The 19361-nt window shown below is 56.5% G+C and carries 21 protein-coding genes; 11 read left to right on the top strand and 10 right to left on the bottom strand.

Features of this window, described 5'->3' with window-relative positions; genetic code table 11:
* The first annotated feature begins 271 nt into the window (after positions 1–271).
* A complete protein-coding gene (locus J0X19_RS07675) occupies positions 272–2461 on the top strand; it encodes a glutamine synthetase III family protein (RefSeq protein ID WP_206983569.1) in 2190 nt (729 codons plus the stop codon).
* A 329-nt stretch (positions 2462–2790) separates the two neighbouring features.
* Here J0X19_RS07675 and J0X19_RS07670 read toward each other — a convergent pair whose 3' ends face one another.
* The 4 genes from J0X19_RS07670 to J0X19_RS07655 all read right to left on the bottom strand — a co-directional run bounded on the left by J0X19_RS07670 (position 2791) and on the right by J0X19_RS07655 (position 5184).
* Entirely contained in the window at positions 2791–3411 is a 621-nt protein-coding gene (locus J0X19_RS07670; RefSeq protein ID WP_206983567.1) for an outer membrane beta-barrel protein, read from the bottom strand.
* 90 nt (positions 3412–3501) lie between these two features.
* Positions 3502–3912: a hypothetical protein gene (locus J0X19_RS07665; protein WP_206983564.1), complete on the bottom strand. Its 411-nt coding sequence runs from the start codon at positions 3910–3912 to the stop codon at positions 3502–3504.
* A 227-nt stretch (positions 3913–4139) separates the two neighbouring features.
* Positions 4140–4559 (bottom strand): STAS/SEC14 domain-containing protein, encoded by a 420-nt coding sequence (locus J0X19_RS07660; RefSeq protein WP_206983562.1) that lies wholly within the window; start codon positions 4557–4559, stop codon positions 4140–4142.
* 220 nt (positions 4560–4779) lie between these two features.
* Positions 4780–5184, bottom strand: a complete 405-nt coding sequence (locus J0X19_RS07655) for a hypothetical protein (RefSeq protein ID WP_206983560.1) — start codon at positions 5182–5184, stop codon at positions 4780–4782.
* Between the two features lie 196 nt (positions 5185–5380).
* On the opposite strand from J0X19_RS07655, the gene J0X19_RS07650 reads away from it, so the two are divergent.
* The 3 genes from J0X19_RS07650 (at position 5381) to J0X19_RS07640 (ending at position 8681) form a co-directional block, all read left to right on the top strand.
* On the top strand, positions 5381–6058 hold the full coding sequence (locus tag J0X19_RS07650) for a response regulator transcription factor (RefSeq protein WP_206983558.1): 678 nt from the start codon (positions 5381–5383) through the stop codon (positions 6056–6058).
* Positions 6055–7308, top strand: coding sequence for a sensor histidine kinase (locus J0X19_RS07645; RefSeq protein ID WP_206983556.1), 1254 nt, complete (start codon positions 6055–6057; stop codon positions 7306–7308). Before J0X19_RS07650 ends, J0X19_RS07645 begins: the two co-directional genes overlap by 4 nt.
* Before the next feature lie 170 nt (positions 7309–7478).
* Positions 7479–8681 carry a lactonase family protein gene (locus J0X19_RS07640; protein WP_206983554.1) on the top strand — a complete coding sequence of 401 codons (1203 nt, stop codon included), beginning with the start codon at positions 7479–7481 and terminating at the stop codon, positions 8679–8681.
* A gap of 12 nt (positions 8682–8693) precedes the next feature.
* On the opposite strand, the gene J0X19_RS07635 is transcribed toward J0X19_RS07640, so the two are convergent.
* Both J0X19_RS07635 and J0X19_RS07630 read right to left on the bottom strand, forming a co-directional pair.
* Entirely contained in the window at positions 8694–9053 is a 360-nt protein-coding gene (locus J0X19_RS07635) for a hypothetical protein (protein ID WP_206983552.1), read from the bottom strand.
* Between the two features lie 98 nt (positions 9054–9151).
* A complete protein-coding gene (locus tag J0X19_RS07630; RefSeq protein ID WP_206983549.1) occupies positions 9152–9664 on the bottom strand; it encodes a hypothetical protein in 513 nt (170 codons plus the stop codon).
* 147 nt (positions 9665–9811) lie between these two features.
* Here J0X19_RS07630 and J0X19_RS07625 point away from each other — a divergent pair, with 147 nt between their 5' ends.
* Positions 9812–10789 (top strand): NAD(P)H-quinone oxidoreductase, encoded by a 978-nt coding sequence (locus tag J0X19_RS07625; RefSeq protein ID WP_206983547.1) that lies wholly within the window; start codon positions 9812–9814, stop codon positions 10787–10789.
* Between the two features lie 159 nt (positions 10790–10948).
* Positions 10949–11614 (top strand): NAD(P)H-binding protein, encoded by a 666-nt coding sequence (locus tag J0X19_RS07620; RefSeq protein ID WP_206983545.1) that lies wholly within the window; start codon positions 10949–10951, stop codon positions 11612–11614.
* A 134-nt stretch (positions 11615–11748) separates the two neighbouring features.
* Here J0X19_RS07620 and J0X19_RS07615 read toward each other — a convergent pair whose 3' ends face one another.
* Together J0X19_RS07615 and J0X19_RS07610 are read right to left on the bottom strand one after the other, a co-directional pair.
* Complete coding sequence (locus J0X19_RS07615; RefSeq protein WP_206983543.1) at positions 11749–12369, bottom strand: thioredoxin family protein; 621 nt, start codon at positions 12367–12369, stop codon at positions 11749–11751.
* A gap of 45 nt (positions 12370–12414) precedes the next feature.
* Positions 12415–12909: a TlpA disulfide reductase family protein gene (locus J0X19_RS07610; protein WP_242582273.1), complete on the bottom strand. Its 495-nt coding sequence runs from the start codon at positions 12907–12909 to the stop codon at positions 12415–12417.
* Positions 12910–13135: 226 nt separating this feature from the next.
* On the opposite strand from J0X19_RS07610, the gene ispG reads away from it, so the two are divergent.
* Positions 13136–15127, top strand: coding sequence for a (E)-4-hydroxy-3-methylbut-2-enyl-diphosphate synthase (ispG, locus tag J0X19_RS07605; RefSeq protein ID WP_206983541.1), 1992 nt, complete (start codon positions 13136–13138; stop codon positions 15125–15127).
* A gap of 549 nt (positions 15128–15676) precedes the next feature.
* Here ispG and J0X19_RS07600 read toward each other — a convergent pair.
* Positions 15677–16204: a hypothetical protein gene (locus J0X19_RS07600; RefSeq protein WP_206983533.1), complete on the bottom strand. Its 528-nt coding sequence runs from the start codon at positions 16202–16204 to the stop codon at positions 15677–15679.
* Positions 16205–16275: 71 nt separating this feature from the next.
* Between J0X19_RS07600 and J0X19_RS07595 the strand changes: the two genes are divergently transcribed.
* Both J0X19_RS07595 and J0X19_RS07590 read left to right on the top strand, forming a co-directional pair.
* Positions 16276–16938 carry a Rossmann-fold NAD(P)-binding domain-containing protein gene (locus J0X19_RS07595; protein ID WP_206983531.1) on the top strand — a complete coding sequence of 221 codons (663 nt, stop codon included), beginning with the start codon at positions 16276–16278 and terminating at the stop codon, positions 16936–16938.
* Between the two features lie 122 nt (positions 16939–17060).
* Positions 17061–17720, top strand: a complete 660-nt coding sequence (locus J0X19_RS07590) for an HAD family hydrolase (RefSeq protein WP_242582271.1) — start codon at positions 17061–17063, stop codon at positions 17718–17720.
* A gap of 132 nt (positions 17721–17852) precedes the next feature.
* Here J0X19_RS07590 and J0X19_RS07585 read toward each other — a convergent pair whose 3' ends face one another.
* Complete coding sequence (locus tag J0X19_RS07585; RefSeq protein ID WP_206983529.1) at positions 17853–18308, bottom strand: nuclear transport factor 2 family protein; 456 nt, start codon at positions 18306–18308, stop codon at positions 17853–17855.
* 213 nt (positions 18309–18521) lie between these two features.
* Here J0X19_RS07585 and J0X19_RS07580 point away from each other — a divergent pair, with 213 nt between their 5' ends.
* Positions 18522–18692 (top strand): DUF6728 family protein, encoded by a 171-nt coding sequence (locus J0X19_RS07580; RefSeq protein WP_206983527.1) that lies wholly within the window; start codon positions 18522–18524, stop codon positions 18690–18692.
* Between the two features lie 124 nt (positions 18693–18816).
* A complete protein-coding gene (locus J0X19_RS07575) occupies positions 18817–19185 on the top strand; it encodes an MmcQ/YjbR family DNA-binding protein (RefSeq protein ID WP_206983525.1) in 369 nt (122 codons plus the stop codon).
* The last annotated feature ends 176 nt before the right edge of the window (positions 19186–19361 follow it).

Below are 19361 nucleotides of genomic sequence, written 5' to 3'. Positions count from 1 at the left end.
TGCACGGTGTCAATGGTTGAGCTTGCCATAGTGACCACTAACTTACTTTTCAGTATCCGGATGATATTCTGCAATTAGCCTATGTTCTCTCTATTTCAATGAAAATTGTAGACACCTATAGCTTTTGAAAGGGGGGGGGCACTGAAAATGCATAGGATATTGCAGGAGGGATCAATAAAAAGGAGGGGGTATTTGGAAAAAAGAAAAATGAACTCCACATTTGCCGGTACCAAACCAAGTAGAAAATCAAGCTTCTCCGTTTACTCGTTTCATGGCAATTCTCCGCTTTAAAGCACTTGAGTTAGTTGACCAGCGCAAAACCCTGGTCCCACAGAGCAGCAGTGAGCGTCGCTCCGACAGTTTTGGGAAAAACGTCTTTAACTTGGAGGCTATGCGGGCTACCATGCCCGGCGAGTATTTCAAAAAGCTGCAAGCTGCTATCAAGCAAAGCTCCCCGGTAGAGCACAGCGTGGCCGATGCCGTGGCTTCGGCCATGAAAACCTGGGCCATGTCGAAGGGCGCGACGCACTACACGCACTGGTTCCAGCCCCTGACCGGCGCTACCGCCGAAAAGCACGATTCGTTTTTTGACTTGAATTCGGACGGTCGTCCGATTGAAAACTTCAAGGGCTCGGCGCTGGTGCAGCAGGAGCCGGATGCTTCGTCGTTCCCGAACGGCGGTATCCGTAACACCTTCGAAGCCCGCGGCTACACCGCCTGGGATCCTACTTCGCCTGCTTTCATCATTGAAACGGCCGGCGCCAAAACGCTTTGCATCCCTACCATCTTCGTCGCCTACACCGGCGAGGCCCTCGACTACAAAGCGCCTTTGCTGAAGTCGTTGGCGGCGTTGGAAAAAGCAGCGGTTGACGTTTGTCAGTACTTCGACAAGGATGTAAACCGGGTGCACACCACCCTCGGCATCGAGCAAGAGTATTTCCTGGTTGATAAAGCCTTGTATGCAGCTCGCCCCGATTTGATTATGACGGGCCGCACGCTGTTTGGCCACGCTCCGGCTAAGGGTCAGCAGCTCGAAGACCACTACTTCGGTTCGATTCCGAGCCGGGTGCACGCCTTCATGCTGGAGTACGAAGAAGAAGCCAACAAGCTGGGTATTCCGTTGCGTACCCGCCACAACGAAGTGGCACCGCACCAGTTCGAGTGCGCCCCAACCTTCGAAGATGCCAACCTCGCCGTCGACCACAACCAGCTGTTGATGGACGTAATGGAGCGGGTAGCTGAAAAGCATAATTTCAAGGTGCTCTTGCACGAGAAGCCTTTCGCCGGCGTAAACGGCTCGGGCAAGCACAACAACTGGGCGATGAGCACCGATACGGGCGTGAACCTGCTCGCACCGGGTCGTCGTCCTAAGGAAAATCTCCAGTTCCTGGCGTTCTTCATCAGCACCATCAAGGCCGTGCACACCTACGGCGACTTGCTGCGCGCCAGCATTGCTTCGGCCTCTAACGACCACCGCCTTGGCGCCAACGAAGCCCCTCCGGCCATCATGTCGGTATTTGTTGGCTCGATGCTGGACTCGGTGCTCGACGAGTTGGAGCGCACCGCCAAAGTGCCGCTCGACAAAGGCGACAATATCTACCTCAAGCTCGGCATCGACAAGATTCCAGCCATCCTGCTCGATAATACCGACCGGAACCGTACCTCGCCGTTTGCCTTCACCGGCAACAAGTTCGAGCTGCGTGCCGTGGGTTCTTCGGCAAACTGCTCGTCGGCCATGACCGTGCTCAACGCCATTGTAGCCGAGCAGCTTATCGAGTTCAAATCGGCAGTCGACAAGCTCATCGACGCTGGTAAGAAGAAGGAAGTAGCTATTGTAGAAGTGCTGCGTGAGTACGTAATTAGCTCGAAAAACATCCGTTTTGAGGGCAACGGCTACTCCGACGAATGGAAAGAAGAAGCAGCCAAGCGGGGCCTGGCCAACGTGCCAACCACTCCCCACGCCCTGGACGCGCTGGTAACCTCGGAGGCTTCGGCCCTGTTCGAGCGGCACCACATCTTCTCCCACGTTGAGCTGCACGCCCGCCACGAGATTCTGCTGGAAGACTACATCAAAAAGATTCAGATTGAAAGCCGCGTAATGGGTGATTTGGCCATCAACCATATCATTCCAACCGCCGTAGCGTATCAAACCAAGCTTGTAACCAACGTTCGGGGCTTGCGCGAGTTAGGCCTCGACGATACCGAATCACAAGTAACCATAGACACCATCAAAGCTATTTCGCGGCACATTGCCACCATCAAAACCACAGTGGATGGCATGGTTAATGCTCGCAAAGTAGCCAACAAGGTTGACGACACCCGCGAACGGGCCTTTGCCTACTGCGACACCGTCAAAGCACATTTCGACACCATTCGCCGCTCAGTTGACAAACTGGAGCTAATGGTGGCCGACGAGGACTGGCCCCTGGTGAAGTACCGTGAACTTTTGTTCCGGCACTAAACTTAGGGTACAGAATCGGGCCGGAGTTGGGTGGGAATTTTCTCCGTGCATCGATTTCAAAAAAGCCGTTTCCGGGTGGGGGCGGCTTTTTTTTGTGCCTGCCCGTCAGGTGCCAGTGGCTTGGTACGACCACTCTATACGTCGGGCCGGTAATAGGAAGATTACATTTAGTAATACTATGCATTGCCGGGCAAGGGAGGCTGCTGAGTGAAAACGCCCCGCAAACCAAGTTTGCGGGGTGTTTTCACTCAATCAGTTTGCTTAAAAGGCAAATCTGTTTCACGCAGGCTGCCGTGTGGCTGGGCCGTTTAGTAATCCACTGGAGTCGCTTATCGAAGGCCGAAATTGTAACGCAGTCCTACTGTACCCGCTGGGGTTAGGTCTCGTAAGGCTCGCAGGCTAGTGCTTACCGTGCCGTCTGCCACGGCCTCCAAGCGGGAACTGAGACGGTAGCGCACGCTCGCGCCTATAGTGAGTAGTAGATCTGTGTCTCGGGAATGCAGATCGTAGTCGCCGCCGGGGAAGTTAGCAGGATAGGACCCAGTGCCATCAAACGAGTAGTGGTGCAGCGTGAAGCCACCTAACCCATCTACCTGTAGCCGGTGAGACGGGGTGCGCGTGAGCGTATAGCGGCCTAGTAACGAGATAGAGGTGGACCGGTTACCATACGTTTGGGAATAGGGCAGTACCGTGCCGTTTGGCTGGGGAACGACGCCCGAGCTAGCGCCTTTGGTGGCGGCAGTTACGCCACTTACTTGCAGAGCCAGCCGCGGCTGAAGTTGGTAGCCAATTGTAACCTGAATGGGGTGAGTGGACGGCAAACCGTCACGGCTGCCCCAGTATTCATGCTTGCTGGTATACGCACCCACGCCCACGTAGAACCGGTGCGCTGGCGCCGGATTAGCAGAGACTGGAGTTGATTGAGCACAACTAAGCAGAGGCGTGCTCATAAGTAGGGCCACGGAAGCAAATGAACGGAATAACATACACATTGAATAAGAGTGAAACGCTTTTAAAAAGGACCACATGGACTCTCTGGCTTACTGCGCCACTTTTTCATATTCAAGCCGGGGTCCATCACAGGCTTCCCAGGTATTAACCAGCGTATCGTTGGGTTTAACAAGGAGATACTCCTGCAACGCACGCGCTGTGCAAGAGCCAATTAAGCTGTTGGCCGCAGTGTAAGTAAGAATGATGTGCTGCCCAGTAGCAGAAGTACGCACAGAAAAGGTGCCCTGAGCATCCACAACTTGCCCGTTTTGCTGGCGCGTTTTGGTGAAGCTACTATCGGCCTGAAAAACATAGGTTTCCTGCCAGGATAGAGCCGTACCCGTTTGGACGGTGTTTGTCCAGCTAGAAGTCATTTTGACCAGTTGCCACGTTTGGGGGTAAGCTGTGGTTTGAGTTTCTGGTACGTCTTCTTTTTGGCAGGCGCTTAGCGTAGCCAGCAATAGGGAGAGCAGGAGTGGGTTTTTCATAAATAGCCGGAGAGTGTATGAGTGGGAGCCACTTGCTGCCAAATACGTTGCATAGACACTTGGGGCAATCCAGCATATTCGGCTAAGAATGCTATATGCCAGGGCGATTAGGCCTGTAGACCAGGGGGCTACTAGCGCCAGAACTGGACCTTCTTTCGAGGTGGGCGGGTTTTATTTGATCTAATATGAAATCCTAACGGCTAGGAAGTGGCTTGCTGAGCAACTCGCAGCCAATCTAAGCCCTCAATAACGCTGTCGAAAATGCGCATCTGGAGCTGCTCGCCAATATCAAGGTGCATGTTGCGGGCCGAGTAGGCCGCAAAGGAATCGGGGCTGACTACGTGGGCAAAATGGGAGAGGCCAGCATCGCGCACCCGTGGCGCCCAATCGGTGGTCAGCCATTCTAGGGCGTGGTCCCAGGGGCCTACAACTTTGCTGTTGTCGTTGAGTAGAAAGGGGCATTTGTACTCGGCAATGACACCTAGGCAGGTGTTGGCGCCAGCAATAATGCCAGAATAGGTTTGGTAGCCAACCCAATTGTTGTACACTAGCTGGCTAGCTTTGTGATATTCAATGGTTAAGAATATCTCGCCAAACGCATTACGCATTTCGGTCTTCATGAAGCGGGGCGGTTGGAAGCTTACTGGACGATGGGTGGTGCAGAACGGTGTCCAGAGAAGCCGGTGGGTGAGTCAACCTATAAATATCTAGTGATAAAGCAATGAACCTATGCACCTGAGCGGCATAGCCTCATTTCATGATAAAGTGCCTAAGATAATTACATTATCCTATATATTGCTTGATTCGTAATACTGGATGCTCTACTCTGCTGCTGGCAAGTCAAAAACTACCGATAGCCCAGGCTCTTGCTTGGCTAACCTCGGTGAAAGGCCGAATTTCAAAGCTGAGCTCAGTTGTGGCCTGCTGATACATCCAGCCGATGGTGAGGCGGTTAAGGCTATCCTCGGCTTCAAGCAACGCAAAACGACGTACTCCCGCTGCTGCCAGCGCCGGTAATATTTCCGCGCGCAGCCATTCCAAGTCGCGGGGGCGGACTGCACCTAGGCGCCGGTCGTTGGCTATCCAGCCGCGTATGTGCTGTTGCTGCCCGAATTGCAAGGCCAGCAAAACGGAGCGGCGAAAATCGGCACTGTTTGCATAGCCCAGCCATTCGGTTTCGATGGCCGAATCTGGGCCTTGATGCAAATAAATAGTAAGGTATGGTTCGGCTTGCAACAGGAGCATACGTGTGGTAGTGGGTGGGGCAGGATCAAGTTTCTCTACGATAAGCAGGCAACATCGTTCACTTCTAGAGGGCCAGTTGGCAAGCACAAGCAGGAGCGCCGCTTTCAACGAAAAAGCACAGATTTGCGACAGAATTTTTACCGTTTTTGATAGTCGATTTATCTGCCAAAACTAGAGTGCCCCACTCAGTAGCCCTATGAAATTATTGATTGTAGAAGACGAACCCGTACTGCGCAATGCCTTGCTGGAATACCTGCGCCATGATGGCTACGTGTGCGAAGTAGCCGACAGCTACCTGCAAGCCCACGAGAAAATCAAGCTCTATCAGTATGATTGTGTGTTGATTGACCTGACATTGCCCGACGGCAACGGGCTAGACTTGGTGCGCACACTCAAAGCTGATGGCTCGCGGGCGGGCGTCCTCATTATTTCGGCGCGGGCTGCCCTCGATGATAAGGTGCTCGGGCTGGAATTAGGAGCCGACGACTACTTGGCCAAACCGTTCCACCTAGTGGAACTGAATGCCCGATTGAAAGCTATTATTCGGCGGCGGCAGTTTCAGGGGCAGCACCACTTGTTGTTCCGCGACCTGAGCGTATTTCCTGAGCAGGCGCTGGTGCTGGTGCGCGACGAGCCGCTCACGCTTACGCGCAAGGAGTATGACTTGCTGCTATTTCTGCTAGCCAACCCCAACCGGGTGCTTACCAAGGAAAGCATTGCGGAACACCTCTGGGGTGATGATGCCGATACGGCCGATTCGTTTGATTTTATCTACACCCATTTGAAAAACTTGCGCAAGAAGTTGCAGGAAAAGGGCGTTGACAACTACATCCGCACCATTTACGGGACGGGCTACAAGCTAAGTACCGAATGAAGCTGCTTTCCTCCACCAACAGGTACTATCTGCTGCTTGCCGCCCTGGTGTTTGCCGTGGGGAGCGTGGTATTTTATTACAGTATGGGGTGGGCCCTGCGCGTGGAAGTAGACGAACAGCTCGTAAACCATCGGACGGCCACCCTGAACCTGATCCGGCGCACGGGGCAACTGCCCACCAATAGCCTCGGCAACGAACTGGCCGTTACGCCGGGGCCCTTGCCCACGCAGTTGCGGGATACCACGTTTTTTGATCCGGTAGAGCAGGAGCAAGTGCCGTATCGGCAGCTAAGTTTTGCGGTGAGCAGCTCGCAGGGGGCGCAATGGGTGACGCTGCGCAAGTCGTTGCTCGAAACCGAAGATATGCTGGGCGTGGTGCTGGCGGTGATGCTCACGGTGCTGAGCTTGCTACTGCTGAGCTTAGGGGTGCTGAACCGCTGGCTTGCCCACCGCATCTGGCACCCGTTTCAACTAACGCTGGAGGCCTTGCGCCACTACAACTTGCAGCACCAGCAACCCCTGGCCTTGGCCGCCGCCACGCCCATTGATGAATTCACGGAGCTGAACCAGGCGCTAACCCAAATGAGTACCCGCCTCGCCGCCGATTATCAGTCGCTCAAGGACTTCACGGAAAATGCGGCGCACGAAATTCAAACCCCGCTGGCCATTATGCAGGTGAAGCTGGAACAGCTGCTTCAAACCGAAGAATTGCCGTTGGCCACGTCTCAGTTAATCGGGGATTTGTACGGGGCCACTATGCGGCTTTCGCGGCTGCATCAGGCCCTTGCGCTGCTCACCAAAATCGAGAACCGGCAGTTTCCGGGGGCGGTGCCGCTGGCACTGGATAAAGTGGTGGAAAACAAATTGCACTTATTGCAGGATTTCGTGGACAACAAAGAGTTGCGGGTGGAACGGGTGGTGGCCCCCGGACAACCGCCTCTGCATATGCACCCCGCCCTGGCCGAGTCGATGGTGGGCAACCTGCTGCAAAACGCCATCAAGCACAACCACCGGGGCGGCACTTTAAGCTGGATTCTGACGCCCGATTATCTGGCCATCAGCAACACGGGCCCGGCCCTGGTTGGTGAGCCAAGTCGGTTTTTCGAGCGGTTCCGCAAGCTTAATGCCACCTCCGACTCGCCGGGCCTGGGTTTGTCTATTGTGCAGCAAATCTGCCGCTACTACGGTTATACGGTCAGCTACTCGTTTGCCGCCGCCGACTCACTGCATACGTTGCGGGTGCAGTTTTAGGCAGTGGCCACGCAGCAGGCGGTTGTGCTGATAGAAACCGGGTTTTTGCCAAACAGTGGATTGCCTCTGAAGATTATTCGTGACTTTTGCGGCCACTGCTCTTGCCACTGCCAGCTGGTATCGGTTAGCCTGTTGCTGCGGATGTTCCCACCCCTTTCTTTTCTGATTCTATGATTCATTTGTATTCGCGCCGTCGTTTTCTGCATGCTACCGGCTTCGGCCTGGCTCTGGCTTTAGGTGCCTTAAGCGGCTGTACCCGGCTGATGCCCGGCACCCAAGCCGCCTCCGAGTACTTGGTGTATATCGGTACCAATATTAGCTCTGAAGCTGAGAATACGATATTTCTGTACCGGCTGAATCCTACTACCGGGGCGCTAACGCCGGTAAGCGGCCTGAAAGGCGGTGCCAGCCCCACCTACCTGACCATGGACGCCAAGCGGCAGCACCTATACGCCGTGAATGAAACCAATGAGTTTCAGGGAGCTACAAGCGGGGCCGTTAGCGCCTTCGCCGTAGACCAGCAGACCGGCGGCCTCGCGCGGCTCAGCCAGCAACCGTCGCAGGGGGCGTCACCGTGCTACATCAGCCTCGACCGCACCGAAAAAGCAGTGTTGGTGGCCAACTACATGGGCGGCAACGTGAGCGTACTGCCCGTGGAGGCCGACGGCCGGGTGGGCGCTCCTACGGCATCCGACCAGCATGAGGGCAGCGGGCCGCACAAAAACCAAACGGCGGCTCATGCACACTGCTTCCTCACCGACCCAACCAACAAGTATGCGTTTGCCGTGGACCTGGGTACCGATAAAGTTTACGGTTACGCACTCAATCCGGCGCAGGGCCAGCTAACCGCCCAGTCCGCGCCGGCTTTCACTACCGCACCAGGGGCCGGGCCGCGCCACCTCACATTTCACCCCAACGGCCGCTACGCCTACCTCATCAACGAGCTGAACTCCACGGTAACGGCACTAGCTTACGCCGCCGCCCAGGGCCAGTTTCGCGAGCTGCAAACCATATCGACGCTACCGGCCGGATTTGCGGAAAACAACTCCTGCGCCGACATCCACGTTTCGCCGGACGGTAAGTTTCTGTACGCTTCCAACCGGGGCCACAATAGCATTGCCGTGTTTCGCATTGCCTCCGACAGCCGCCTGACGCTGGTAGAACACGAAAGCACCCAGGGCAAAACGCCGCGCAACTTCACCCTCGACCCAACCGGCCGGCTGCTGCTGGTAGGCAACCAGAATTCCAACAACGTTTTCACCTACCACGTCGACCAGAAATCGGGCCAGTTGCAGCCCACGGGGCAGTCCATCACTATTCCTTCCCCGATGTTTTTGTTCGTTACCTCCGACTTCACCAAGTCCGGCAAATAAACGGACGGCGGCTTAGTTGAACGGCACCAAGGCAGCTAGTAAAGTAGTGGTAACCTGCCGCCAAGCCGCATAGGTCCAGGGGTGGTTGGCAGGTGGCAAATAGCGTTCGGCTTCTTGTTTGGCGGTGGCCAGCCAAGCTAGTAGCACGTCTTTGGCAGGTACTGGCCACTCAGAGCGGGTGTGGACGGGCCATAGCTCCAGGGGCCATGCTTGCAGAAAATACTCGGCTTGGTCGGCAATGCGGGCTAGCCGGGCTGCGGCGTAGGGCCCATGATACGGGATAAGCCGGGCGGCACGGTACAAGTCGCGCAGGGCCGTTTGGGAAGTGGCGGCGGTGGGGTCCGGTCGGTTGGTAGACAACAAATTGCTCATTTGGGTGTCACTTACGACAGCCCAAAACCCTCTGGATTTCTTGTATTCAACGAAAATCAGGAAAAATTCTTGTTGGAATTATCCGTTTGCCCGCTGCGTTAGAGCTTGGTTTGGGGCGGCAGTTGGTGGGGCAATTCCGCGTCGTCGTCCAGCAATTCGGCGCTGCTGCCGTGGTCGGGGACCAGGCGTTTCCAAACGGCTTCTTTCAGCTCTTCTAGGCGTAGCAGGCTTTCCTGCACGGTGCTGTGGGCCCGGAGCTTATCGAAGAGGCCGGTTCGCTGCCCCACTTTCACCATCTGCTCTAGCACAAAGGGCAAAATCCAGCCAATAACGCTGGACGCCAGCACCCCGCGCAACCCCAGGCGCACTAGCAGCCGGGCCGCCATGCGCTCCAAAAGCAGCGCCCGGGCGGCGGGCAGAGCTTTATCGGTCAGGAAATCCGCTACCAGCTTGGCATTGCCCTTTTTCACTTCCGCCCGCAGCACATCCTGAATGGACTCGAGGGCAGAAGCGGCAGCTTTGCGAAACAGGCGGCCGGTTTGCCAGGCGGCCATGCTGGTAAGCTGGCCCGCGGTACGCAGGAAATGGGGGAGGAGGGTCAGCTTTTTCATGATAGGAAGGCAAGAAACAGAAATTGCTGCAAGAAAGCAGCGCCGGCTGGCCGCTTCGCGTATGGCAAGCAGCTGGCAATAGTGTCCGGCACTTCTCCAACGCTTTCTTTCATACGTGCAGCTTCAACTGAGCGGTATTTTCTGGTCATGAATTCTATTGTTATCACCCAGCCCGGCGGCCCCGAGGTACTGCGGTTGCAGTCGGCGCCCCGCCTCACGCCCGCCGCCCACGAAGTGCTGATTCAGGTGCACGCGGCCGGCGTCAACCGCCCTGATGTGCTGCTGCGGCAAGGCAAATACGCCGGTTCTGGCGATGTATCGGGCTCGGTGCCCGGCCTTGAAGTGGCGGGCACCATAGCGCAGTGCGGCGCCAACGTAACGCGCTGGCAACCCGGCGACCAGGTGTGCGCACTGCTGGCGGCCGGCGGCTACGCCGAATACGCCGTGGCCGATGCCCGCCATTGCCTGCCCGTGCCTGCCGGCTGGAGCTACACGGAAGCGGCCAGCTTGCCCGAAACCGTGTTTACGGTGTGGCACAACGTGTTTCAGCGGGGCCAGTTGCAACCCAACGAAACGCTCCTGGTACACGGTGGCAGCAGCGGCATTGGCATTACGGCCGTGCAGCTAGCCCACGCGCTGGGCAGCAAAGTGGCCGCAACCGTAGGCAGCGCCGCCAAAGCCGATGCCGTACGGGCGCTGGGCGCCGATGTGGTGGTGAACTATAAAGAGCAGGATTTCGAGGTGGAAGTGCAGGCTATGGGTGGGGCTGATGTGGTGCTGGACATGATTGGTGGTGACTACACGCCCAAAAACCTGCGTTTGCTCCGCGACGATGGCCGGCTGGTGTTCATCAACGCTATGCGCGGCGGAACGGCCGAGTTCAATGCCCTGGAGGTGATGCGCCGCCGCCTCACCATCAGCGGCAGCACATTGCGCCCCCGCTCCGCCGATTTCAAGGCCGCCCTGGCCGCGGAGGTGGAGCGGCATGTGTGGCCGCTGCTGCAAGAAGGTAAATTCAGGCCGGTTGTTTTCCGCACGTTTCCTCTGGCCGAAGCCGCCGCGGCGCATCAGCTGCTTGAAAGCAGTGAGCACATCGGAAAAATAGTGCTGACACTCGGCGACTGATGCCAGGTGCAAAACCGGAAAAAAGGCAGTGCCGACCAATGGAATTTTTGGAAAACCGGCAGTTTTGGTTGCGCCTACGTATAAGCTCACTCTCGAGTTTATGTTGTCGAGAATCTGATTCCCGCCCCCTGCCCACACCTCCTGCACCACCTGTATCTCATGAAAATTGCTTTACTCATTGGATCAACCGGCCTGGTTGGTAACTATTTGCTGCGTCAGCTGCTGTCCGACGAGCGTTTCTCCACCGTGAAAGTATTTGCGCGTCGTTCCACCGGCTTCCAGAATCCTGCGAAGCTGGAAGAGCACATTGTTGATTTTGAAGCACCCGAAAAGTGGCAGCACCTGCTCACCGGCGACGTGCTGTTTTCGGCCCTGGGCACCACCTTGCGCCAGGCGGGTAGCCAGCAGGCCCAGTACCGCGTCGATTACACGTACCAGTACCGCACGGCCGAAGCGGCGGCCCAAAACGGCGTGAAAACCTACGTGCTGGTATCGGCCGCTTCCGCCGACCCCGATTCGTTTATGTTTTACACTCGTATGAAGGGCGAGTTGGAGCGCTCCGTGAAGCGGCTGCCGTTCCAGCGCATCCGCATCATTCAGCCGGGTATGCTGGCCGGTAACCGCCAGGAGCCCCGGCTGGCTGAGCGCATTGCGTTGCCGCTGGCCGCCTTGGTGGCCTACCTGCCTGGTTTGGCGCCTTACCGGCCCATCCACGGCCGGGAAGTGGCGCAAGCCATGATTAACGCAGCCCTCGACGAAAAATCCGGGGTGCAGGTTGATACCCTGGAAGGCGTATTCAAGCGCGCTACTATACAAGAAGACTGACACTTAGGTGCCGTGCCAGTTGCCGATACATGCCGTTGCACGCATACGCAACCGGGCCACTGTAAAGCATGTATCGTGCTTTGCGGTGGCCCGGTTTGTTACGGAAGCTGGCTGCTTCTAAAGTTGGGTTGCGGCTATGCTTTGCGCCACTTGATGGAGCAGCCGATGGCCTTAGTGGAGTTGGTGGTAGCAGGCTTGCCGGCCAGGATTTCGGTCATGGCATTTTCCACGTACTTGGTTTTCACCAGCTTGGCATCTTCCGAGTTGTCGTCGATGGCCCCGATGTAGCTCACTTTGAAGTCGTTGGTGCTACCCTGGCGGGTTAGCACGTAGAGGTGCGGGGTGCGGGTAGCGCCGTAGGTTTGGGCCGTTTGCTGGGTTTCGTCGAAGAGGTAGGGGAAGGGGTAGCTCTTGGTTTTGGCCTGGGTTTGCATGGCCGCAAACGAGTCGCCGGGGGCAATGGCGGGGTCGTTGGGGTTGATGGCCACTACCGGGTAGCCTTGGCTGGCGTACTTCCTGTGCAGGTCAATGATGCGGCTTTCATAGGCTTTGGCATAGGGGCAGGTGTTGCACGTAAACACCACAATGTAGCCCTTGGCGGTTTTGTTGTCGCTCAGCGACACCATCTTGCCGTCCACGTTCTTGAGCTTGAAGTCGGCGGCTTTATCACCGACCTGATAGCCGGCCATGGGGCGGATGTAGCTGCTGAGTACCAGCAAAAGGCAAGCCGCCAGAAAGGGAACGAGCTTTTTCATAGCAGGGAAATGAAGTAGGTGAAAGGTGAAAACGGATGCTGTAATTTACTTCAGAAACTGTTGCAGTGCTGCCGTTAGCTCGGGCTGCGTGAATTCCTGCTCGTAGGCCATGCGTTTCTGCTTGCGGTTATTGATTATCAAGGTAAACGGCAGCGCCCCCGACCATTTTCCGTCCACCTTGTCCATCCAGGAGTTGGGGTCGGTTTCGTTGAGCAATACCACTTCCGATTTCAGGCCACGCTTCAGCACAAAGGGCTTCACTTTCTTGTCGAGCTGCGAGGCGTAGTCCATGCTTACCAGCAGCACCTTCACTTTCTGCTTGGCATAGGTGGTGTTCACCTGCTCGAAATACGGCAGCTCCTTCACGCAGGGCGCGCACCAGGTGGCCCAGAAGTTGATAACGTAGGTGGTATCGGTGTTGCGGCTGAGGCGCTTTTGCAGCTCCGGCAGCTTGATGAGGGCTACTTGCTGTGCCTGGGTGGGGCAGGGACCCGCCATGAAAAGAGCGGCGGCCAGCGCCGTAAGTTTCAGAAAATTCATAGTTGAGAAAGGTAGTCGGGATAAAGACAGCTGGAAGCAGCAGAAGTTGCGGCCGTATGCATGTAGCGCGAAGCCTTTGCTTCGCGTATGGCTGAGGTAACAAACTGGCTTGCTACCTCAGCCATACGCGAAGCAAAGGCTTCGCGCTACAGCCTCATTCTACTACCCGGCAAGAACGAACCTTCCGTACCTTTGTTATTCTTCAGAAAAACGCTCCCTTCGGGTTATGAACAAGACCTATTGCCCCAGCCTCACCGAGTACAAGCGCCGCCTCAGCCGGGAAGTCCAGCTCGGCGACCTGCCTATGGGCGGCCTCCACCCCATTCGGGTGCAGAGCATGACCACCGTGGATACCATGGACACGCTGGGGTCGGTGGAGCAGACGCTGCGCATGGTGGAGGCCGGCTGCGAGTACGTGCGCATCACGGCTCCCAGCATGAAGGAAGCCCAGAACCTGCTGGAAATCAAGAAAGAGCTGCGCAAGCGGGGCTGCACCGTGCCGCTCATTGCCGACATTCACTTCACGCCCAACGCCGCCGAGCTGGCCGCCCGCATTGTGGAGAAAGTGCGCGTGAATCCCGGCAACTACGCCGACAAAAAGAAGTTCGACTTCATCGAGTACACCGACGCCACCTACCACGCCGAGGTGGAACGCATTCGGGAGCGGTTTCGGCCGCTGGTGCAAATCTGCAAGCAGTACGGCACCGCCATGCGCATCGGTACCAACCACGGCTCCCTATCCGACCGGATTCTGAGCCGCTACGGTGATACGCCGCTGGGCATGGTAGAATCGGCGCTGGAATTCCTGCGCCTCTGCGAAGAAGAAAACTACTACAATGTGGTGCTCAGCATGAAGGCCTCCAACACGCAGGTGATGGTGCAGGCCTACCGCTTGCTGGTGCAGAAGCTCGACGAGGAAGGCCTGCAACCCTACCCGCTGCACTTGGGCGTGACGGAAGCCGGCGAAGCCGAAGACGGCCGCATTAAATCGGCCGTAGGCATCGGTACGCTGCTCGAAGACGGCCTCGGCGACACGGTGCGCGTGAGCCTCACCGAAGCGCCCGAAGCCGAAGCCCCCGTGGCGCGGGCCCTCATCAACCGCTACACCCACCGCGCCCAGGAAGCCCAGCCGATTCGGCCGCTGCTGGAGGAAGAGCCGCTCGACCCGTTTCAGTATCACCGCCGCGTTACGCACGAGGTATTGAACTTTGGCGGCCTGAACGTGCCGCGCGTGGTGTCCGACCTCTCGCGCCTGCCGCAGCTGGAATACGCCGATTTGCGCGCCGCCGGGCACTTGTATTCGTCGTTTCTCGACAAGTTTCACATGAGCGACCTGGGGGCCGACTACATTTATACCGGGGAGCGGCCCGTGCCGTTTATGCTACCCAACGGCCTCAAGGAAATCGTGACGCACAGCGCCTGGGTGGACGGCGGCCAGCGCCCCGACCATTTTCCGCTGCTTACCGTGGATACCTACCTGGCCGATTTTCCTAAGCTGCACCCCCAGCTCAACTTCCTGATGATGGAGCTGGGTACGCTCGATGCTGAATTGTTGAAGCAGCTACGCACCGAAACCCGCGTGGTACTCACCCTCAACACCAGTAACCCCCACGCCATGCCGGAAATGCGGCGGGCCTTCTTCGATTTGCTGGATTACGGCGTGACGTGCCCGGTGGTCGTCCGGCGCACCTACACCGTGCACAACATGCCCCAAACCCAACTCGACGCGGCTACCGACGTGGGCGGCCTGCTCATCGACGGCCTCGGCGACGGTATTGCGCTCTGCACCGACCTGCTGCCCGAGCAGGAGCAGGACGCCTGGCTGCGCGACATCGACCAGCTCAACCAGCTCAGCTTCGGCATTTTGCAGGCGGCCCGCACCCGCATGAGCAAAACCGAGTACATCAGCTGCCCCAGCTGCGGCCGCACCCTGTTCGACCTCCAGGAAACCACCGCCATGATCCGCAAGCGCACCGACCACCTCAAGGGCGTGAAAATCGGCATCATGGGCTGCATCGTGAACGGCCCCGGCGAAATGGCCGACGCCGACTACGGCTACGTGGGCGTGGGCAAAGGCAAAATTGCCCTCTACCGCGGCCAGGAAGTCATTAAGAAAGCCGTGCCCGAAGAACAAGCCGTAGACGAGCTAATCGAACTCATGCGCGAAGACGGCCGCTGGATTGAAAAGGAACTGCTGGAAGAACCGGTAGCGGGGTAGATTTCATCTTTTACAAAGCCCTTGTTTTACAAAAGATGAAATCTGCATTTATTTAGGGTGTGTGAACAGCAACTGAGCATAGCCTTTTGTGAGCCTTTTAGAACGTCATGCTGAGCTTGTCAAAGCATCTCTACCGAACAATTTTAACTTAACAAAGTGGTAGAGATGCTTCGACAAACTCAGCATGACGTTGTTTGTGCTTGCTGTCCACACACCCTTTAAGATGCATAAAATGATAAGACTCTTCCTCTTTTTCGTCACAGGTGTCGCTGTACTAATAGCTTTTTCGAAGATTTTCAATTTTGATAAATATCCAAAATTTATACTCGTATCGGCGTTTGTTTTAGCTGTATTAGCTGCAGGTTTAGGCGCTTATGAGGGATGTGCAGACGGTTGGAACTCCACAAGCATTGGTAGAAGTGGAGCCTGTTCTCACCATGGAGGTGTTGAAACTCACGCAAACGTATATGGTATTTGCTGCATGACTTTAAGTGGTATTGTTATATTTTTTACTTTTAGGGGCTCATCAAACGACAAATAATTTATTTTTTACCGCCCCAAGAAAAACCGGCCAAACAGCTCCAGTTCCTCCCGTTCCCGCTGGAGGTAGGCGTTGAAGAACGATTCGCCGACCTGCCGCTGCAACACGGAGATGCCGACGTCAATCAGGCGCAGGCCCTGGGCGGTGAGCAGGATGTTGTCGTACCGGTCGCCGGGGAGGTTGGAGGGGCGCAGCAAGTCGCGGTGCACGAAGCCGGCGGCGTGCAGCGCCAGTAGTTCCTCGGTGAATACGTCCAGCCACAGCTCCCGCATTTCCACTTCGTAGGCACGGAAATCGAGCGGGTAAATGCGTTCCATGACCAGCATGTCGGCTTGCAGGTGGGGGTTGTATTCGAGGCGTTCAAACCGGACGACGAGCCCGTTTACGGAGTTGGCGAAGCGCATCTTTTCCGCTTCCGAGCCGATATCGGAGCGGGTATCTTCGCTGAAAAGCTTGCCGACTTCGTTTTCGGATAGTGCTATAACGGCGTTGTTGGCGCCGCGGGAAAGCTGCCGAGGATAACGTTTGGGTTCCATAAGGGGCCATTCAGAAAAGCTAAAAGTAAGCTTATCTAAAACATCTGCGCCGATTATCCGTCTCCCCACCTATGAAGCTACGCGTGATATTGACCGGGGCAACCGGCATGGTAGGGGAAGGGGTGCTGCTGGAATGTTTGAGCAGCCCAGACGTGGAGCAGGTGCTCAGCGTCAGCCGCAAGCCCAGCGGGCACACGCACCCCAAGCTGCACGAAATCATCCACGCCGATTTCCACGACCTCGCGCCCATCCAGGACCAGCTGACGGGCTACAACGCCTGCTTTTTCTGCTTGGGCGTGTCGTCGGTGGGGATGAAGGAGCCGGAGTACCGCCGCCTCACCTACGACCTGACCCTGCACTTCGCCCAGACGCTGCTGCCGCGCAACCCCGGCCTCACGTTCTGCTACATTTCCGGCGCGGGTACCGATGGCACCCTGCAAAGCAGCCAGATGTGGGCGCGGGTGAAAGGCCAGACCGAAAACGACTTGCTGAAACTCGGTTTCCGACAGGCGTATATGTTTAGGCCGGGGTTGCTGCGCGCCACACCGGGCCAGCAGCACGTATTGTCGTACTACAAATATTTCGGCTGGCTCTATCCGGTAATTCGCACCCTGGCGCCCAAGTACGCCTCTACGCTGGCCGAGCTCGGGCAGGCTATGCTGCACGTAGCGCAGCACGGGGCACCTAAACCAGTGCTGGAAGTGCCGGATATTGTAGCCCTGGCCAAGCAGTAGCCAAAAACAGCCAAGGCAAGTAGAACGTCGTGCAGAGCGAAGCGCAACAGAATGGGCTGCTTTACCAAAGCTCATCCTAGCGTCTATGCGCTACCTTTGGCCGGACCTCCCTACTTTTTCGCATGATTCGCACCGTAATTTTCGATATGGATGGCGTGCTGGTTGACACCGAGCCGCTGCACCACGACGCTTTCTACAGCCACTTCGCCGAGCTGGGCATTCAGGTTTCCGAGGAGGAGTACGCCACGTTCCTGGGCTCGTCTACGCGTAATGTGTACCAGCACCTCAAGCAGCAGTACAACCTGAAGCAGGATGTAGAAGAGCTAATGAGCCGCAAACGGGACTTTTTCGGCAAAACCTTCGACGAATCAACTACGCTGGAGCTGCTGCCCGGCGTGCGAGAACTGGTAGTGGCGCTGCACGAGCAGGGTATTCCGCTGGCGCTGGCCTCGTCGGCTTCCAAAGAAACAATTGGCCGCGTGTTCAAGCGCTTCGACTTGTATCCGTACTTCCAGCACCTGGTGAGCGGCGAGGATTTCGAGAAATCGAAGCCCAACCCGGCCATTTTCCTGCACGCCGCCGAATTGGTAGGCACGCCGCCCGCCGAGTGCGTAGTCATTGAAGATGCTGCCAACGGCGTGGCCGCCGCCAAAGCCGCGGGCATGCACTGCATCGGCTACCAGAGCGAGCATTCCGATGGCCAGGACCTGAGCCGCGCCGACCTTATCGTGTCGGACCTACGGCAACTCACCGCCGCCACCGTGCTCGGACTTGGCGTTTAGTCCCTGGTGCTTAGTGCTTGGTGCTTAGTGCTTGGTGCTTGGTGCTTAGGTCGTTCTATTGGTGCTTAGGTCGTTCTATCAGTAGTGGAAGTACAACCTAGGCACTACGCACCAAGCACTAAGCCCCAACCATTACTTGCATTTTTCCTTGCGCCGGGTGTCGATGACGTGCGCGATTTTCCAGTTGCCGGCCAGCTTCACCAGCTGAAACGAGTTGTAGCCGCAGTGGCTGAACGTGCTGCTGAGGTAGAACTCGTAAGGCGTCCAGACACTGGCTAAGTTGGCGTCAATCAGTACCTTATCGAAGGTGATGCGCTCATCCCAGACTTCCTTGTGCGGCGTTCCTACAGCCTTCACGAACTCCGAGGGGTTTTCAACTCGCAGTTGGGTGGCGCCGTTGCGGGTGGCTAGGGTATGAAACACCGCACCAGGGGCAATGGTGGAGCGTACCAATGTGCTGTCGCCTTTGCGCATACCCTCGAAAAACGTTTCAATGGTTTTCTTAACGGCTTCGGTTTCGGGGGCAGCGGTTTGGGCCGTGGCGCCGGTAGCGGCCAGCAGCAGGGCGGCGAGTAAGGCGTGTTTCATGGTGGGAGAGAAGCAAATGGGAGTGAAAGACACCGATGAGTACTACCTTGTTGCGCCGGCCAGTACCTACCGGATGGTGAAGATTCAACTGGTACTCGGTTGTATGGGTGGCACTCCGTTAGGTGAGAATAGAGTAAGAATACAACCAAAAAAGTAAATCATTCTGTTGCTTCCGGTGTTATAGCAGCAACCCAAAAGCCCCTACTTATGCGTATGAAAGGCCTGTTCGACCTTAGTCCGGTATTCGGTTACTTCTTCCGTAAGAACGACCCAAACCGCACCACCAACTTCAACCTGCGTACCATGCACTTCATCAATAAGCTCTCCATGGCCATGTTCCTGGTCGGGTTTATCGTGCTGCTGTACCGCTGGTTTATTCGCTAGATATCTGCTTTTTTGCAGCGCCGGTTTGTTGCTGATAGCGCTTTTCGATAGCTCCGTACGTGCTATTGGAAATTGCCATCAGCAACAAACCGGCGTTTCTCAAACAAGCCTCCGCTAGCCATCCATGAACATCGAAGATTTCCGCGACTACTGCCTGCTGAAAGCCGGCGTAACCGAAGAAACGCCTTTCGGTCCGAGTACCTTGGTGTTTAAAGTGAGCGGTAAAGTATTTGCCCTCACCGACATTGACACGTTTAACAGTATCAACCTGAAATGTGACCCCGAGCGGGCCGTGGAGCTGCGCGAACAACACGACTACGTACTGCCGGGCTTTCACATGAACAAAAAGCACTGGAACACGGTGCTGATAGGAACCGGGGTTTCCAATGGGCAACTCCAGGAGCTAATCGACCATTCGTATGACTTGGTGCGGGCTTCGCTGCCCCGTAAGCAGCGTGAGGAGTTAGCCAATTCTGAGCAGGAAGGCCTGTAGCGTTGCACCGGCTTCGGGTTGTTGCTCAAGCAGTAACCGCACAGCGTAACCGGCGCTAGGTAGGGTGCCGGCAGTACAATGCGCTGCCTTCCATCTGGGTAAGGGTGAAGGGCAGGACTTTAGTATAGGAGGGAAGTGCTTGCAATTGTAATATATTATATATAATTTATATAATA

It is taken from the genome of Hymenobacter telluris (assembly GCF_017313265.1).
GTDB classification, from domain to species: Bacteria; Bacteroidota; Bacteroidia; order Cytophagales; family Hymenobacteraceae; genus Hymenobacter; species Hymenobacter telluris.
This window is presented reverse-complemented; position numbering and strand designations above follow the sequence as displayed.

Coding starts and splice junctions, on each gene's coding strand:
- J0X19_RS07630 (WP_206983549.1), bottom strand. CDS start 9,664: ATGAAAAAGCTGACCCTCCTCCCCCATTTCCTGCGTACCGCGGGCCAG.
- J0X19_RS07670 (WP_206983567.1), bottom strand. CDS start 3,411: ATGAGCACGCCTCTGCTTAGTTGTGCTCAATCAACTCCAGTCTCTGCT.
- J0X19_RS07585 (WP_206983529.1), bottom strand. CDS start 18,308: ATGAAACACGCCTTACTCGCCGCCCTGCTGCTGGCCGCTACCGGCGCC.
- J0X19_RS07645 (WP_206983556.1), top strand. CDS start 6,055: ATGAAGCTGCTTTCCTCCACCAACAGGTACTATCTGCTGCTTGCCGCC.
- J0X19_RS07625 (WP_206983547.1), top strand. CDS start 9,812: ATGAATTCTATTGTTATCACCCAGCCCGGCGGCCCCGAGGTACTGCGG.
- ispG (WP_206983541.1), top strand. CDS start 13,136: ATGAACAAGACCTATTGCCCCAGCCTCACCGAGTACAAGCGCCGCCTC.
- J0X19_RS07595 (WP_206983531.1), top strand. CDS start 16,276: ATGAAGCTACGCGTGATATTGACCGGGGCAACCGGCATGGTAGGGGAA.
- J0X19_RS07590 (WP_242582271.1), top strand. CDS start 17,061: ATGATTCGCACCGTAATTTTCGATATGGATGGCGTGCTGGTTGACACC.
- J0X19_RS07635 (WP_206983552.1), bottom strand. CDS start 9,053: ATGAGCAATTTGTTGTCTACCAACCGACCGGACCCCACCGCCGCCACT.
- J0X19_RS07675 (WP_206983569.1), top strand. CDS start 272: ATGGCAATTCTCCGCTTTAAAGCACTTGAGTTAGTTGACCAGCGCAAA.
- J0X19_RS07600 (WP_206983533.1), bottom strand. CDS start 16,204: ATGGAACCCAAACGTTATCCTCGGCAGCTTTCCCGCGGCGCCAACAAC.
- J0X19_RS07655 (WP_206983560.1), bottom strand. CDS start 5,184: ATGCTCCTGTTGCAAGCCGAACCATACCTTACTATTTATTTGCATCAA.
- J0X19_RS07580 (WP_206983527.1), top strand. CDS start 18,522: ATGAAAGGCCTGTTCGACCTTAGTCCGGTATTCGGTTACTTCTTCCGT.
- J0X19_RS07650 (WP_206983558.1), top strand. CDS start 5,381: ATGAAATTATTGATTGTAGAAGACGAACCCGTACTGCGCAATGCCTTG.
- J0X19_RS07620 (WP_206983545.1), top strand. CDS start 10,949: ATGAAAATTGCTTTACTCATTGGATCAACCGGCCTGGTTGGTAACTAT.
- J0X19_RS07575 (WP_206983525.1), top strand. CDS start 18,817: ATGAACATCGAAGATTTCCGCGACTACTGCCTGCTGAAAGCCGGCGTA.
- J0X19_RS07660 (WP_206983562.1), bottom strand. CDS start 4,559: ATGAAGACCGAAATGCGTAATGCGTTTGGCGAGATATTCTTAACCATT.
- J0X19_RS07610 (WP_242582273.1), bottom strand. CDS start 12,909: ATGAATTTTCTGAAACTTACGGCGCTGGCCGCCGCTCTTTTCATGGCG.
- J0X19_RS07615 (WP_206983543.1), bottom strand. CDS start 12,369: ATGAAAAAGCTCGTTCCCTTTCTGGCGGCTTGCCTTTTGCTGGTACTC.
- J0X19_RS07640 (WP_206983554.1), top strand. CDS start 7,479: ATGATTCATTTGTATTCGCGCCGTCGTTTTCTGCATGCTACCGGCTTC.